The sequence below is a fragment of the Bradyrhizobium cedriense genome, from assembly GCF_054602315.1.
Genome location: NZ_JBTSWB010000001.1, coordinates 924,147 through 940,333, shown reverse-complemented (window position 1 = coordinate 940,333; position 16,187 = coordinate 924,147). Strand labels below are relative to the sequence as shown.

The following is a 16,187-nucleotide window of genomic DNA, read 5'->3' as shown; positions in this document are numbered from 1 at the left end:
CCACCCGCGTTCCAGACCCATGGGACCGATCCGAACTTGATTATCCGGCCCACGCAGCTAAACGAGGGCCATGATCGGGTTTGGCTTTAGAGGGGTAGATGCATGAGCGATTTCAGGCTGGCCATGGTTTCCGCAGGCTTCGAGCACGGTGGAAATGTCACCCATCGCCATTTCGACGGCCATCCCGACTTGCTCGTCTACCCCTTCGAGTCTCAGCTCGGGAACCGGAACTTCAACGACTTCCTGGCCTCCGTCGAGCGCGTCCAGTACCGCTATCCCGAATTCCCGGAAGGCCTGACGGCGATCGAGCTCTACGAGCAGATGATCGACGAGGAGTTGAAGACCTTCCTGCGCAAGCGCAACGGCTCTAAGTTCCGCGATGCGGACTGCGTGATGGACGAGAAGAAGCGCGTCGCCGAGTTCGCCCGGATTCTCGGCCAGCCGCCAATCTTCCGCCGCCAGGTGATCGAGGCCTTCTTTCGCGCGACCTTCACGGCCTGGGAGAACTACTACACCAGGCCGCGCCCTGGCATGGTCCATGTCGGCTACTCGCCGGCCATCGGGATCGATGCAGACCGAATGGTGCGTGACTTTCCGAACATCCGCATCCTGCACATCGTGCGCAATCCGTTCTCGGCCTACCGCGACACCAAGCGTCGACCATTCCCGCAGCCGTTGACCAAATACTTGATCACCTGGAACATCTACCACTCGACGGTCGAGATGTTCGCCAGGATGTATCCGGAGAACGTGCGAATTTTGCGGTACGAGGACCTCGTTGCAGACAAGCGCAAATTCATGACCGAAGCGGCCGAATTCATCGGCGTACCCTTCGCCGATGCAATGCTCTATCCGAGTTGGAACGGCGTCGAGATCAAGGACTCCATCGCCCCTTGGGGAACCGTGCTCAAGAGTACCAAGGACTACAACAAGGCCGTCATTGAGGAACTCTCGGACGAGGAGCGGAAGCAGATCGCGCAGGGCACCGCGGCGCTCGCCCGTCATTTCGGCTACGATCGGATCGACTATCTGAGCCCACTCTATCGTGCTGAGTAAGATTGCGTTCTTCGAAGCCGACGACCGAGCCGACATCGCCGCCGACCGCGCGCGCCTCCTGCCGGTGCTCCGACGGCATCTGCAATCCGTCGGCCGCAACGTCACCGTCGCGCCGGCGCGCGGCGGCACGCTCGGCGCCTGCTATGACGCGGATATCTCCGGCGAAAAGCGCTTTCTGAAGACACATCTCCCGGGCGCGAGCGCGCACGCCAGCCTCGCCAAGGAAGCCGACATCCTCGACCAGCTCTACGGCAAGTCGATCGTGCTCGACCGTTTCGAAATAGCGCTCGCGGATGGAACGGTCCGGCTCTGCCTCATGATGCCCACACTCGTACCGCTGGCCGCCCCGATGGAGGCCGCAGATGCCGCCGCGATCGCAGACGCTTACGGTGAGCGGCTCAAGGATTGGCAACCGGGCAGACTTGCATCGCTTGAACACTACCTGGCATCCGCCGCCCAGGCCCTGAAAACTCTTTCGGAGCGCGGCCTGCTTGACCAGGCCGTCTCAGCGGAGACGCGCCGGCTGATCGCGCTGCTCGGCGACCGTCTTCCGGACTTGCCCGCAGCGCTCTGCCATGGCGATTTCGGCCCCAAGAACATCATGCTCCAAGGCGCCGCGCCGCGCGTCATTGACTGGGAAGACGCATTCCGCGGTATCGCCGGGTACGACTATCTCTATTGGCTGACGTTCATGGAGAACCGGACCTTCCTGCAAAGGGCTGCCTTCGGCCGAACCGGCCTTTCACCGGACCTCGAGCGCGCCATCCTCGCGCTCGTCGTCCTGCTCAAATCCTATCTGGCGGTCTTGTCCGGCGCGCATCTGACGCACGCAGTGTCGGCACAGGCCCGCATCGCCGAGATTCTCGACCTGCCGCGCTGATCAAGCTTGCGCGGTGCCAGCCACCTGATCGAGCTGATCGAGCGATAGCGTGCGCAGGTCGCGCCCTTCGCGCAGCGCCTTGTACCATTCGACGGTCAGGCGAAGGCCCTGCGTCAGATCGAGCCGCGGCGCCCAGCCGAGTTCACTCCGCGCCTTCGCGCAGTCAAGCCTGAGATAGGCGGCTTCGTGTGGATGCGGGCCGGCATCTGCCGTCCACCGCGCGCCGTCGCCCCACAGCGTGATCAGATGATCCACCACAGTTCCCACCGGCACCTCGCTTGCTGTATCCGGTCCGAAATTCCAGCCGCCGACGAAACGTTCATCGCTCGCCAGCCGCTCGATCAGCGAGAGATAGCCGAGCACCGGGTCGAGCGCGTGCTGCCACGGGCGTACCGAACTGGGATTGCGGATACGCAGCGCTTCACCGGCGAGAAACGCCTGCATCGCATCCGGCACCAGGCGGTCGCGGGCCCAGTCGCCGCCGCCGAATACGTTGCCGGCGCGCGTGGTCGCAACGCGCGCCGCGCTGTTGGCTTTGAAGAAACTGTGGCGATAGGAATGCGTGACGAGCTCGGCGCACGCCTTGCTGTTGCTGTAGGGATCGTCGCCGCCGAGGCGGTCGCCCTCGCGGAAGGCGGCGCCCATGCCGTTGTTCTCGTAGCACTTGTCGCTGGTGACGTTCAGGATCACCCGCACCGAACGGAGATGCCGCGCGGCTTCCAGCACATGCACCGTCCCCATCACATTGGTCGCAAATGTCTCGACCGGCTCCTCATAAGAAGGCCTGACCAGCGCTTGCGCCGCCATGTGGATGACGATGTCGGGCTCGGCCTCCGCCATCGCAGCGCGCAAGGTTGAGAGATCGCGAACATCGGCGAGGCGATGCTTGATGTCTTCGGCAATGCGCGCGGTGACGAACAACGCGCATTGGTGTGTCGGCGGCAGCGCGTAGCCGTAGACGTCAGCCCCGAGACGGCGCAGCAGCAGCGAGGCCCAGGCTCCCTTGAAGCCGGTATGGCCGGTGAGAAAGACCTTCTTGCCGCGCCAGAATGCCGGATCCGTCACCAGATCCTCCACTTGGCGCGATCGCCCGCCCACTCACCTTCGAGGAAATTGCGATCGCGCAGCGAATCCATCGGATGCCAGAAACCGGGATGCACATAGGCGCGCAGATCGTCGCCCCGCGCGAGCTGCTCCATCGGCTCGCGCTCCCAGATCGTCTTGTCGTCGGCAATCAGGTCGCCGACAGATGGTGACAGCAGGAAGAAGCCGCCATTGATCCAGCCGCCGTCGTCATTCGGCTTCTCCTCGAAATTGACGACCCGATTGCCCTCGATCGCGACCGCACCGAAGCGCTTGGCGGGCCGCACCACCGAGACGGTGGCGCGGCGCCCATGCGCCTTGTGGAAAGCGATCTCGGCGGCGAGATCGATGTCAGCAACGCCGTCACCATAGGTCAGCGCAAAAAAGGAGTCGTCTTTGACGTAAGGCAGCACGCGCTTCAGCCGGCCACCGGTCTGGGTGTCCTCCCCGGTATCCACCAGCGTGACCCGCCATGGTTCGGCGGTCTCGCGATGCACTTCCATCCGGTTCTCGGCGAGATGGAACGTCACGTCGGACATGTGCAGGAAGTAATTCGCGAAGTACTCCTTGATCATGTAGCCCTTGTAGCCAAGGCAGATCACGAAGTCGTTGAAGCCGTAATGGCTGTAGATCTTCATGATGTGCCAAAGAATGGGGCGTCCGCCGATCTCCACCATTGGCTTCGGCCGCGTGCTGGTTTCTTCCGCGATTCGGGTGCCCAGGCCTCCCGCAAGAATTACGACTTTCATTCACCTGCTCCAGACGGGGCACGCTTCCCGCGTATTTCACACGGCTTCTATACGAACTGGGGAGGCCTGGAAAACATTCGGCCGCAAGTTTTATAGGTATTTAGTTACCTAGATGCAAAGCTATTGGCGTTTCCGCCCGTAGCCGATACCACTCTGCCGACCCATCCGGACGAGCCCCTCCCGAGACCCCCGCTGGAACCGATCATGCCGTTTGAAAACTACAGGAACAGCCGCATCCTCGTGACCGGGGGCGCCGGATTCATCGGATCGCACCTCTGCGAGCGACTGCTCGACGCGGGGGCCGAGGTGGTGTCCGCGGACAATTATTTCACCGGCAGCCGGCGCAACATCGCTCATCTGATCGCAAATCCGCTGTTCGAGGCTGTCCGTCACGACGTCACCTTTCCGCTCTACATCGAGGTCGACGCGATCTTCAACCTGGCCTGCCCGGCCTCACCGATCCACTACCAGCGCGACCCCGTGCAGACCACCAAGACTTCGGTGCACGGTGCCATCAACATGCTGGGGCTCGCCAAGCGGCTCAAGGCGCGAATTTTCCAGGCTTCGACCAGCGAGGTCTACGGCGATCCGCTGATACATCCGCAGACCGAGGATTACTGGGGCAACGTCAACCCGGTCGGCGTCCGTTCCTGCTATGACGAGGGCAAGCGCTGCGCCGAGACGCTGTTCTTCGACTATTGGCGTCAGCACGGCCTGCCGATCAAGGTTGCGCGCATCTTCAATACCTACGGTCCGCGCATGCAGCCAAATGACGGCCGCGTGGTATCGTCCTTCATCGTCCAGGCCCTCAAGGGCGAGCCGATCACAGTGTTCGGCGACGGCGGTCAGACTCGCTCGTTCTGCTATGTGGACGACCTCGTCGAAGCCATCATGCGGTTGATGGTGACTGCGGAGGACGTCACCGGCCCGATCAATCTCGGCAACAATTCCGAGTTCACCATCCGCGAGCTCGCCGAGAAGGTCATCAAGCTCACCGGCTCGCGCTCCAAACTGGAGTTCAAGCCGCTGCCGCAGGACGACCCGCGTCAGCGCCAGCCCGACCTCGCCAAGGCGAAGGCGGTGCTGAACTGGGAGCCGAAGGTCGCGCTCGAAGACGGCCTGAAGGAGACGATCGCCTACTTTAAGCATTCGCTCGAAATCGCCTGATCCCGCTCGCAACCTTAAGCGTCCGCAGCGAGCTTCGGCAATGAGCGCACCGCCCGGCATCATCAGCGATTTGCGCGCCTACCTGGATTCGAAAGCCGGGTTGACGACCCTGGTACTGCTGCACAGTGCCGTCACCTGCCTGTCGCTGGTCGAGGTCGCGACCTTCCAGCTCTCCATCGACTTCAACCCCAGGCGTTTGTGGATCGCGGTCATCGTTGCGACCGGCTTCTCCATGGTCTCGCTGCTGTTCGTCTCTGTCCGCTTCTGCTTCGGCTATTTCGTCGGGTTTTATTTCTACACGATGATCCTGGGTTTCCTGTGGATCGACGTCTTCTCCGGATACAGTTACCCGCGACTGCTCGCCGGAGTGTCGGCGGCCTTGGCGCTGCTGCTTTTTCTGATGCCCATGCTGTTTCTCAGAGCGCCGCTGCGGCCATTCGTGACGCTATCAGATGCTCGGTTCGAGCGTCTGCTTACCTTCATCCTGGCAATCTCTGTGGCCACCATCGCAGCGGGCGCGACCTACAATTTCCGGCTGGTTTCGATCTCGAACATCTATGACTACCGCGACACCCTGGAATTTCCGGGACCGCTGCGATATCTTATCGGCTGGATTTCCAGCACGCTGCTGCCGTTTGCCTTCGCCTGCTACTGGCTGCTCGGCTATCGCTGGCGCGCCGTCCTGGTGCTGGTCCTGCTCCTGCTCTTCTATCCCATCACGCTGACGAAATTCGCGTTCTTCACCCCGGCCTGGTTGATCGCGCTGGCCATGCTATCGCGGCTTCTGGAGGCGAGACCAGCGGCCATCGTCTCGATTTTCGGTCCGATGCTGGTCGGGCTGCTGGTGATCTGGTTGACAGAGGCAAGTCTGAGGAGCATTCCCGGCCGATATTTCGATATCGTCAACATCAGGATGATCGCAACCGCGTCGGGCGCCCTCGACATTTACAATCATTTCTTCGCGAGCCATCCGCTGACCTGGTTCTGCCAGATATCCGTCCTCAAGCCGCTGATGCATTGTCCTTACCAGGAGCCGCTCGCGGTGGTGATGCAGAACACCTACGAATTCGGCAATCTGAACGCTTCGCTGTTTGCGACGGAAGGTATCGCGTCCGTCGGCCCCTGGCTCGCACCGCTGACCGCACTCGCGGCAGGCCTCGTGCTGGCGCTCGGCAACCGCGCCTCCGCAGGCCTGCCGCCCCGGTTCGTCCTGATGTCCGCCGGAGTGCTGCCGCACGTCCTGCTCAACGTCCCGCTCTCAGTGGCCATGCTCACCCATGGCACCGCCCTCCTGTTCCTGCTCTGGTACTTAATGCCCCGCAGCCTGCTCGAACCGAGGCCGTGACGCCGTGCGAATCCTGATCCTCAACGCCGACTATCCGCGCTTCCTCTCCTGGCTGTATCGGCGGCGGCCCGGCCTCGAGACCGAGCCTTATCCGGCGCAAATGGCAGCGCGGAACGCCAGCCTGTTCGGCGTCGCCGATTTTTACTCGCGCAGTTTCAGCGCCCTCGGGCACGTCGCCGCCGACATCCACGTCAACAATCCCTGGATGCGCGCAGCCTGGGCGCGCGAGCACGGCCTTGCCTTCGACGAGCCGCCGCCGCCCGGCGCGCCGGCGGCGCGCGATGCCGTTCCCGGCTGGCTGCAACGCGCAGTCGCGCCGTTCAAGCCGGTGCTGCGACCGCTCGCGCGCAAGGTCGGCCTCAGCCCGCGCCTCGACGCCGAAGCGGAAAAGATACTTCTGGCGCAGATCGAGGACTTCAGGCCCGATCTCGTGCTCAACCAGGATCTATTTCATGTCGACACGCGACTCGCGCGCAGGATCAAGGCGATCGGCCGTCCGATCCTGATCGGTCAAGTTGGCATCTCGCCGTCGCGCGGCGAGGACTGGTCTGTCTACGACCTCATGATCTCTCAGATGGCCGCCGTGGTCGACTACTTCCGTGCCCACGGAGCGCGCGCCGAAGTCGTCCATCTCGCCTTCGAGACAGGCATTCTCGACGCTCTGCCTCCGCCGCCCGCACAAGAATTCGATGTCACTTTCGTCGGGGCTGTGTCGGCGGATCACCAGCTCCGCGTGGCGCAACTCGAAGCGGTGGCGCAACGCTACGATCTCAAACTGTTCGGCAGCGGCCTGCACTCCCTTCCCGCCGCCTCGCCGCTGCACCGCTGTTATCAGGGCGAGGTGTGGGGAGTGGAGATGTATCAGGCCCTTCGCGCCTCGCGCATCACACTCAATTCGCATATCGACATGGCCGGCCGCGAAGCCGGGAATGCGCGTCTGTTCGAAGCAACCGGCGTGGGCGCATTCCTGCTCACCGACTTCAAGGACAATCTCGACACGCTATTCGCCCCCGAGCGCGAAGTCGTCGCCTGGCGCAACGTCGAGGACTGCATCGCAATGATTGATCGGTATCTTGCCGACGAGCCCGCGCGCCAGTCCATTGCCGAGGCGGGACAGGCCAGGACGTTGGCTGCCCACACCTTCCGCCAGCGTGTCGAGGAGATCCTCGCTCACGTCGGCTGAATTCCGGTGGGCGGGGCGCAGCAATCGTCACATTCCGTGCGCCCTTGACGGTCCCTGCCAAAATCGCCAAAGTGCACAGCGAGACAGCTATCTCACTCTAATTGCAGCGATTTTTCGAGGCCCACGATGCAACACGTCGAACATGTTCGATTCGGCGACCAGCTCTACGCGATCATCGTGCGGGCCTCGTTTCGCGAGCCCGGCATCCATTTCTTTTCGACTCCGGAGCTGTCGCAGCAGCTCGCCTTCATGAGCCATCCGCAGGGCAAGACCATCGAGCCCCATCGCCACAACAAGGTGACGCGGGAGGTGCACTACACCCAGGAGGTCCTGCTGATCCAGAAAGGCAAGCTCCAGGTCGACTTCTACACGGTCGAAGAAGAGTATCTCGAAAGCCGCGTGCTTGGTGCCGGCGACATCATCCTCTTGTGCAGCGGTGCCCACGGCTTCCACGTGCTCGAACCGCTCGAGATGTTCGAGGTGAAGCAAGGTCCCTATTCCGGCGAGAACGACAAGACCCGGTTCTCCGAAGCACCGCCTTGCGAAATCCGGATCAAGGGTCCGGGCCTTTGACCGCACCTTTCATTCCCGTCAATACGCCGCTGCTCGACGCCAACGAGGCCGATTACCTCGCGGAATGCATCCGGACTGGGTGGATCTCGTCGGAAGGACCGTTCATCAAGCGCTTTGAGCAGTCGATGGCCACGGCCGCCGGACGGCGGCACGGCATCGCGGTCACCAACGGCTCGGTCGCGCTCGACATCGCGGTCCATGCGCTCGGGCTCGAGAAGGGCTCCGAAGTCATCATCCCGACCTTCACGATCATCAGCTGCGCCGCCGCCGTGGTGCGGGCGGGCCTCGCGCCGGTCGGGATTGATTGCGATCCCGCGACCTGGAACATGACGGCGGAGGGCGTGGAAACCGCGATCACGCCGCGCACGCGCGCGATCATGCTGGTCCATATCTACGGCCTGCCGGTCGATCTCGATCCGATTCTGGCACTCGCCCGCAAGCACGATCTGAAGGTGATCGAGGATGCCGCCGAGATGCACGGCCAGACCTATCGCGGCGCGCCCTGCGGTAGCTTCGGCGACGTCTCGACCTTCAGCTTCTACCCCAACAAGCACGTCACGACCGGTGAAGGCGGCATGATCCTCACCGACGACGATGCGCTCGCCGATCGGCTGCAATCCTACCGCAATCTCTGCTTCCAGCCGCAACAACGCTTCGTCCACGAGGAACTCGGCTGGAACGCGCGCATGACCAACCTGCAGGCCGCGCTTGGCGTCGCCCAGGTCGAGCGCCTGCCGCGCACGGTCGAGATCAAGCGCCGGATCGGCCGGCTCTACGACGAACATCTCGCAGGGCTCAACCAAATCCGCCGCCCGGTCGCCCGCACCTCGTATGCTGACAACATCTACTGGGTCTATGGAATCGTGCTGAACGACGACGTCCCGTACGACGCCAGGGAGGCGATGCGGCGTCTCGGCGAAAAGGGCATCGGGACGCGGCCGTTCTTCTGGTGCATGCACGAGCAGCCGGTGCTGCGCCGGATGGGTCTGATGCTCGACGAAAGCCACCCCCATGCGGAATACATCGCCCGGCGCGGTTTCTACCTGCCGAGCGGGCTCGCGCTGACTGACGACGATATCGCGCGTTCAGCTGAGGCTCTCAAGGAGATCCTGGCGTGACGGTTTTCGCCGACTACGCGCCCTGGTATGATCTTCTCTATCAGGACAAGGATTACGCGGAGGAGACGGCGTTCGTCGAAGCGCAGCTGCGCGACCACGGCGTTGCCCCAGGCAAGCTGCTCGATCTCGGCTGCGGCACTGGCCTGCATGCACTCGCCTTCGCTCGCCGGGGGTGGAACGTTGCAGGCATCGATCTCAGCCACGAGATGATCGCGCGCGCCAAAGCACGCGCCGAGCAGACCGGGCTCTCGATTGCGTTCCGGCAAGGCGATGCACGGGAAGCAGGTCCCGAGCGCGACTTCGACGCGGTGGTGTCGCTTTTCCACGTCGCGAGCTACCAGACCAGCGGCTACGCGCTTGCGGCAATGTTCCGCACCGCCCATGCGGCGCTGAAGCCGGGCGGCGTGATCTTCTTCGACTATTGGTACGGTGGCGCCGTACTGGCGCAGGGCGTCGAGACGCGCGTCAAGGTGATCGAGCAAAAGCCGCTGCGCCTCACCCGCATTGCGAAATCCGATCATGACGAACAGGCCGCGACCGTCACCGTGAACTACACGCTGTTCTGCGAGGACATGGATCGCGCCACGATCCGGCGCGTCGACGAAGCGCACCACATGCGCTACTGGTTTCCTTTCGAGATCGACGCCGCGCTTGTCGCGAGCGGCTTCCAGCCCGCAGCCCACGCCGCATGGCTGACGCAGGACGCGCCGAATTCGAAGAGCTGGGCAGCCTATGCGGTCGCCAGAAAGAGCGTCACGCCGTGAGACCGCTGCGGCTCGCCGTGATGCTGGAACAAGCGCTAGAGGTCGGCGGCGGCTTTCAGCAGCCCCTCAACGACCTGCTCTGGCTGCGCGACTGGGCGGCCGGTTCGGGCAACGAGATCGTTGTTTACTCGCCCTACCCGAAGACGCTGGACATCCTGAAGGAGTTCGGTGTCACAGCCCGCCTCCTCAAGTTCGGCCCGCTCGACCATATCTTCCTGTTCCTCAAATATTGCCGGCCGTTCGATCTCGTCCAGATCGCGCTGAAGCTAAAATCGACCTTCGAGCGCGCGCTGATCCGCGACGGCATCGACGTCGTACACTTCACCTCGACCTCGAAGCGGCACCTCCTGCTCTATGAGTTGCCCTTCATCATCACGATCTTCGACGGCTGTCATCGCGACGCGCCAGAGTTTCCGGAAGTCAGGACGTTCGGAGAATTCGAGCGCCGCGAGATCCTGTTCGGTCTCGCGAGCACCAAGGCCGCGGTCGTGATCGTCAATGCGCCGGAGCTGGTCGACGACCTCTGCCGCCGTTATGCCATGGAACGCGATCGTGCGGTGTGCATCCCGTTCTCGCCCTCCACCTATGTCAGCCAATCCACGCCCGACGCCTCTGACGATGCGACAGTGCTGGCGAGATATCGGCTCGAGCCCGGCTATCTGTTCTATCCGGCGCAGTTCTGGCCGCACAAGAATCACATGACGCTGCTCGCTGCGCTCGCAGGCTTGCGCGATCGGGGGATCACGGAACGGCTGGTGCTGTGCGGATCGGATCGCGGGGGCCGCGACAAGATCGATGCGGCGATCCGCAGCTACGGCTTGTCGGGTCAGATCTCCATCATCGGCTTCGTCGAGTCCGCCGAGCTCGGCGCGCTCTACCGCAGCGCCGCGGCGTTGGTGATGCCGAGCTATTTCGGTCCGACCAATCTTCCGCCGTTGGAAGCCTGGGCGGTCGGCACGCCGGTGATCTATCCCGAGGCGTTCGAGGCCCAGGCCGGCGACGCCGCGCTCCTGTTCGACTATGACGATCCGCGCTCCCTTGCGGATGCGATCGTCGCGCTCCGCATCGAGGGAACGCGCGAGCGGCTGTGCGCGGCCGGTCATGTCAGGCTCACGCAATTTGCGGCGGAAACCGAAGTCGGTCACCAGCAGTTCGCCCGTCACCTCGAACGGTTGAAGCACCGTCTGGCATTGATGGCGCGTTGAACAGCAGCAGCTAGGCCGGAATCAGCGCCCGCAAGCGCTCGCGCAGAGCTGTGTTCAACAGTGGGCTTGCGAGCCCGCCGACCGCGAGCAGCCAGATCGCGCATTCCACGATGAAATGCACGAGGCCGCTTCCCGGCACGAGCAGGATGATCGCCTGCCCGATCAGCCACCCCGACGCTACGATGCCGACGGCCATGACCATCAGGAGCGCGATGTGCCGGAACGGATGATGCAGGGTCTGGCGCATGACTATCAGCGCGAGCAGCCCGAACTGGACGAGGATATCGCTTGCCACCACGGCGAGCGCGGCTCCCAACGGCCCCAACCGCGGAATCAGGACGAAGGACAGCGCCAGGAAGACCACGAGCTGAAGGCCCTTGGTCCGGATCAGGAGATCGCCGCGATTGCTGTGATTGGCAAAAGCCAGCGCCAACAGCGACGGCGCGACGGCCGCCGAGCCCAGCAGCAGCGTCACGGTGAGCGGCGCGTCATAGGGGATGCTGCCATGAGTCCATAACGCGAAAAAGTCGGGCCAGAACGGCAGCAGGCCCGCGACGATCAGGCAGGCAAGTCCGGTCACGAACACCGAGCCATGGGCATAGAGCCGGCGCAGCCGATCCTTGTCGCCGACCGCGTGGTCATGGCCGAGTTCGGCGGCGAGCGGCAGCGCCACCTGAAGGCACAGGCCGCGCACCAGGCTGGCGATCACGCGGGTCAGGCCCCACTGCGCTACCGCGACGCGGTTTGTGACCAGGGCGGAGACGAGCAGCACCGGGACGTTGACGAGCGCAAGCTCGGTGATGTTGGCGACCGCGAAAGGCATCGCACGGCCAAGCTGCCCGACGCTCCAGCGCAGGGATGGCGCCACCAGCGGCGGCTTGCCGGCACGGCGCAGGAATGGAAACAATCGCGGCGCATCGAACGCCGCGAGCGCGACCGCGAACAGGAGCTGCATCGACACGAAGGCAATCGCAACCGCAAGCAGGCTGCCGTACAAGGCGAGCGCCGCAAGCTGCGCGATCTGTCCGAGCAGCAGCGCGGCGTTCTGCAGCCAGACAGTCCGGCCATAGCGGCCGCGCACGCGATAGAGGCCGGAAACGAGGTTGGCGGGCAAGGTCAGAAGCATGCCCAGCACCATCACCAGCATCGCGGCATCGAATGTCGATGTCGCGTGAAAGCCGAGCACGGCCGACGGCGGTACCAGGACCACGGCCACGCTCAACAGGACACCGAGGACTGCGATGATGACGAAATAGATTCGCAGCAGGGCTGAATAGAAGTTCGCCGTGCGGCCGTCGCAATCGGCGCAGGACTTGAAGGCGAGAAAGCGGTTGATCGCGCGAAGCTGCAATCCGGCATCCGCGACGACGACGAGACTACCCGCAGCATAGATCGCGAGCCAGGCCGCGAGCGTGTCGCCGGTCCAGACGTGCAGGAAGGCGGGAATGAGCAGAAGTTGCTGCGAGAGTCCCAGCGCCATCTGGACGACGTTCGCGGACCATCCCTGCAAGAGGCGGCCGGCACGGCCGACGCCGGGTCTGCTCGCGCCGTCGTCCGTTCCCGGCACGTCAATCTGCTTGTCGGTCAAGCCGCGTCCTTCCCGTCAAGCAATTGACCTCGCCGATCGACGGCTCCTGGCATTTCACCCACGCGCAAATCGTCCTATCCAAGGCCGAGCTCACAAAAAACGCGAAAACAACCCCATGCAAAGTAGACGGATGCAGCTTTGTCAATGACTTAGCTCCCGCGCCCAAGAATGCTGCGGATTTTACGAAGCGATTTGACTCGTCGGGCAAAACAGGAGCATTATTCAACGATGGAGACGGTGCCGTTTCGTCCCCCCTCATCATCTGGTTTGCCTGAGGCAGTACAATATCACGCGAAGCGCCGATGTCGGGCGTCGCCTGGCGCGGAAGGTGTCGTCGAAGCGGCTAATATTCGACAGAACAGGCCTTTAAAGGCCGGCGATCCGGTCTCACCCCTCAATCCGCCGGCGCTCCGGTGCGATGCAATTGCATGCCGCGGCAGCTCGATTCGACACGACGAGACCCACACGTCAGCTCAGCAGGAAACCGGAACCGTGCGAGCTGTGTAGGAAGTCGGTCAGAATGTCCGGGACGGCCGTGTCGAGACTTTCCGGCAATTGAGTCCCTTGCTCTTGCGTGGCCTGCGGATCCGCTGGCGCGGGCATCAGGTCAGGCGGCTCGGACGAAACGGCCGAAGCGGTTTGGCCCTCAGTGAAGTTGAACGCGAAGCTATCGCCTGAGGTCCCTGTCGCGAGCGGCGCAGCGCCGACGGTGCCGTCGCCATTGAGATCCTGCTGCAGCGTCGGCTCCAGCGCTTTCAGAGACGGATCGGACCCAAGCACTTCCGGGGCCGCGGCCAGGGTCGTCTGGAAGTTGCCGTTGGCATCGGTGCTCCAGACCGAGTAGTGGGCGTTCGCCGAGTTCTTCCAGACCACGTCGTAGCCGCCCCCGGACACTTTCTCTGCGCCAATCACCGACCACGTGCTGTAATTGGCTGCGATCACCGATGCGCCACCATATTTCAGGGTGGGCCCGGTGCCAGCCGCGTCGTACAGGTAATAGTAGCCACTGGACAGAACCGCACGCGTCGATCCGAACGCCTCGATGGTGACGCCGCTGACGGGGACGACGACGGAGGCGCCAATCGTACCGTCGCCGTTGATATCCTGATGGAGCGTCGGCTCCAGCCCCTGCAGAGATGCATCTGTCCCAAGCATCTCGGGAGCCGAGCCGAGAGTCGTGAGGAAGTTACCAGCGCTGTCCGTGCTCCAGACGGAGTAGTGGGCATTCGCCGAATTCTTCCACACCACGTCGTAACCGCCGCCTGACACCTGCTCGGCGCCAATCACCGACCAGGTGCTGTAGTTGGCCGCGTTCACGACGGAGCCGCCATATTTCAAGGTCGGGCCGGTGCCGGTCGAGATGTTGTCGAGGTGATAGTTTCCGCCAGACAGGACCACGCTGGTCGATCCGAGCGCCTCGATCGTCACCCCGCTGACGAGAGGGGCAACGGGGACGCCGGTCGTGCCGTCGCCGTTGATATCTTGGTGGAGCGTCGGCTCCAGCCCCTGCAGAGATGCATCTGTCCCAAGCATCTCGGGAGCCGAGCCGAGAGTCGTGAGGAAGTTACCAGCGCTGTCCGTGCTCCAGACGGAGTAGTGGGCATTCGCCGAATTCTTCCACACCACGTCGTAGCCGCCGCCCGACACCTGCTCAGCGCCAACGACCGACCACGTGCTGTAATTGGCAGCGATCACCGAAGTGCCCGCGTATTTCAGCGTAGGCCCGGTGCCGGCGGAATCGTACAAATAGTAGTAGCCATTGGAAAGTACCGTACGGGTCGATCCGAACGCCTCGATCGTGACCCCGCTGATGGAGCCAACGGTGGCGCCGATCGTGCCGTCGCCGTTGAGATCCTGATGGAGCGTCGGCTCCAGCGCCTGCAGGGACGGATCGGTGCCCAGCACTTCGGGGGCCGCGGCCAGTGTGGTCAGGAAGTTGCCGTTGCTGTCCGTGCTCCAGACGGAGTAGTGCGCGTTCGCCGAATTCTTCCAGACCACGTCGTAGCCGCCGCCCGACACCTGCTCGGCGCCAATCACCGACCACGTGCTGTAATTGGCCGCGTTCACGACAGAGCCGCCATACTTCAGGGTCGGCCCGCTGCCGGTCGAGATGCTGTTCAGGTAATAGTTGCCGTTCGCCAGAACCAAGCTGGTCGATCCGAACGCCTCGATCGCGCTCGGCACGAGGCTGGAGCTGGCGATCGTCGAGCTCCCAAACTGGAAATATTCGACGCCAGCGACGGTGTCGGTGCCCTCTGGTGAGCCGCTGCGCAGGTCGGTCAGCGTGAACGTCTGTGTCGTCGCGTTGTAGGACACCGTGTAATTGGCCCGGTTACCCGAATACACTGCTGTGTCCGTGCCCGCGCCGCCAACGATGGTGTCGCTACCCGCACCGCCGGTGATCGTGTCGTTGCCGCCGCCGCCGTTCAGCGTGTTGGCGATGGCATTGCCCAGGATCGTGTCGTTGCCGGACCCGCCGGTGGCGTTGTCGATGTAGGAGCGCGCGTCGCCGTTGTAGAGATAGGCGTTGTAGACATTGCCCGACGCATAGTGGCCGTTGCCAAGATAGGCCAACTGCACCGCGGAGAACATCGACGAGGCACCGGGATTGAGGTTGATGCTCAGGTTCGTCGTGTAGTTCGACAGGTCATAGGTATCGACGCCGCCGCCGTCCCAGACGGTCTCATAGATGCGGTTGGCCGAGCCGCCGACACCGCCGCCCGGTGCGAGCTGCCCGACGCCGTTGATGAACTGCTGCCCCGTGATCGGATTCCAGGTGTAGACGGTGTTGCTGCTTTGGGTCGTGTAGTCCGCGCCGTACATCGTCTGGAGCGCTAGGATATCGTTGGCCATGTAGGTCTGCGAATATCCGTACGCTTCGTTGGTATAGCCACCGGTGGTCGAAGCGCCGACATAGCTGCGATAGCTCATGACGGTGTATTCGCTGCTGTCATGCGCGCTCGGCACCGCAACGTTGGCGGGCCCGCCGGCCTCCTGGCTGTGCTTGAGGCCCAAGGCATGGCCGAGCTCGTGCAGCGCGGTGGTGAAGTAATAGTTGCCGAGCTTGGCCAGCGAGAAATTGTATTGAGTGCCGAACCAGATGTCGCCCCCGGATGCATAATTGCCGGGATAGTAGGCGTAGGCGGTTGGATTGGCCGCAGGCGACTGCGCGATCATGATGTCGGCGCCGTTCGTGCCCGCATACTGGATATCGGCGTTGGTGTAGCCGAGGATCAGTCCGATGGCGTAGTTGATCGCGGCCTGGATCTGGCTGGGCACCGAGGCAAAGCCCGAGGTGGTCGGCTCGCCGTAGCCGCCGCTATAGGGATTGGCGTAGTCGCTCGGCGCGTCCGGAAAACTGTAGGTGATCGCGCCGGACCATTTGTAGCCGGACAACAGGCCGTCGATCTCGGCGTTGTTGGTGGCACTGACGTAAACAGAGCTGGCCAATGGACTCTCCGGAGCAACCCACCATG

Annotated in this window: 13 protein-coding genes; 9 read left to right on the top strand and 4 right to left on the bottom strand. The window is 63.3% G+C overall.

What is annotated here, in order from left to right; translation table 11 throughout:
• The first annotated feature begins 102 nt into the window (after positions 1 to 102).
• Both ACYCVF_RS04455 and ACYCVF_RS04450 read left to right on the top strand, forming a co-directional pair.
• Positions 103 to 1,056 carry a sulfotransferase family protein gene (locus ACYCVF_RS04455; RefSeq protein WP_459597319.1) on the top strand — a complete coding sequence of 318 codons (954 nt, stop codon included), beginning with the start codon at positions 103 to 105 and terminating at the stop codon, positions 1,054 to 1,056.
• Positions 1,046 to 1,936 (top strand): phosphotransferase family protein, encoded by an 891-nt coding sequence (locus ACYCVF_RS04450; RefSeq protein ID WP_459597318.1) that lies wholly within the window; start codon positions 1,046 to 1,048, stop codon positions 1,934 to 1,936. Before ACYCVF_RS04455 ends, ACYCVF_RS04450 begins: the two co-directional genes overlap by 11 nt.
• Here ACYCVF_RS04450 and rfbG read toward each other — a convergent pair whose 3' ends face one another.
• Both rfbG and rfbF read right to left on the bottom strand, forming a co-directional pair.
• Positions 1,937 to 3,001, bottom strand: coding sequence for a CDP-glucose 4,6-dehydratase (rfbG, locus tag ACYCVF_RS04445; protein WP_459597317.1), 1,065 nt, complete (start codon positions 2,999 to 3,001; stop codon positions 1,937 to 1,939).
• Positions 2,998 to 3,768 (bottom strand): glucose-1-phosphate cytidylyltransferase, encoded by a 771-nt coding sequence (rfbF, locus tag ACYCVF_RS04440; protein ID WP_459597316.1) that lies wholly within the window; start codon positions 3,766 to 3,768, stop codon positions 2,998 to 3,000. The genes rfbG and rfbF overlap by 4 nt, the downstream gene beginning before the upstream one ends.
• A gap of 204 nt (positions 3,769 to 3,972) precedes the next feature.
• Here rfbF and ACYCVF_RS04435 point away from each other — a divergent pair, with 204 nt between their 5' ends.
• The 7 genes from ACYCVF_RS04435 (at position 3,973) to ACYCVF_RS04405 (ending at position 11,123) form a co-directional block, all read left to right on the top strand.
• Complete coding sequence (locus ACYCVF_RS04435; protein ID WP_459597315.1) at positions 3,973 to 4,935, top strand: UDP-glucuronic acid decarboxylase family protein; 963 nt, start codon at positions 3,973 to 3,975, stop codon at positions 4,933 to 4,935.
• Positions 4,936 to 4,975: 40 nt separating this feature from the next.
• Positions 4,976 to 6,280, top strand: coding sequence for a hypothetical protein (locus tag ACYCVF_RS04430; protein WP_459597314.1), 1,305 nt, complete (start codon positions 4,976 to 4,978; stop codon positions 6,278 to 6,280).
• 4 nt (positions 6,281 to 6,284) lie between these two features.
• A complete protein-coding gene (locus ACYCVF_RS04425) occupies positions 6,285 to 7,463 on the top strand; it encodes a CgeB family protein (RefSeq protein WP_459597313.1) in 1,179 nt (392 codons plus the stop codon).
• A gap of 126 nt (positions 7,464 to 7,589) precedes the next feature.
• Positions 7,590 to 8,036, top strand: coding sequence for a cupin domain-containing protein (locus tag ACYCVF_RS04420; RefSeq protein ID WP_459597312.1), 447 nt, complete (start codon positions 7,590 to 7,592; stop codon positions 8,034 to 8,036).
• Entirely contained in the window at positions 8,033 to 9,154 is a 1,122-nt protein-coding gene (locus tag ACYCVF_RS04415) for a DegT/DnrJ/EryC1/StrS family aminotransferase (protein ID WP_459597311.1), read from the top strand. Before ACYCVF_RS04420 ends, ACYCVF_RS04415 begins: the two co-directional genes overlap by 4 nt.
• On the top strand, positions 9,151 to 9,918 hold the full coding sequence (locus tag ACYCVF_RS04410; protein WP_459597310.1) for a class I SAM-dependent DNA methyltransferase: 768 nt from the start codon (positions 9,151 to 9,153) through the stop codon (positions 9,916 to 9,918). Before ACYCVF_RS04415 ends, ACYCVF_RS04410 begins: the two co-directional genes overlap by 4 nt.
• Complete coding sequence (locus tag ACYCVF_RS04405; RefSeq protein WP_459597309.1) at positions 9,915 to 11,123, top strand: glycosyltransferase; 1,209 nt, start codon at positions 9,915 to 9,917, stop codon at positions 11,121 to 11,123. The genes ACYCVF_RS04410 and ACYCVF_RS04405 overlap by 4 nt, the downstream gene beginning before the upstream one ends.
• 10 nt (positions 11,124 to 11,133) lie before the next feature.
• On the opposite strand, the gene ACYCVF_RS04400 is transcribed toward ACYCVF_RS04405, so the two are convergent.
• Positions 11,134 to 12,711 (bottom strand): MATE family efflux transporter, encoded by a 1,578-nt coding sequence (locus ACYCVF_RS04400; RefSeq protein WP_459597308.1) that lies wholly within the window; start codon positions 12,709 to 12,711, stop codon positions 11,134 to 11,136.
• Positions 12,712 to 13,179: 468 nt separating this feature from the next.
• Positions 13,180 to 16,161, bottom strand: coding sequence for a M10 family metallopeptidase C-terminal domain-containing protein (locus tag ACYCVF_RS04395; RefSeq protein ID WP_459606472.1), 2,982 nt, complete (start codon positions 16,159 to 16,161; stop codon positions 13,180 to 13,182).
• Positions 16,162 to 16,187: the final 26 nt, after the last annotated feature.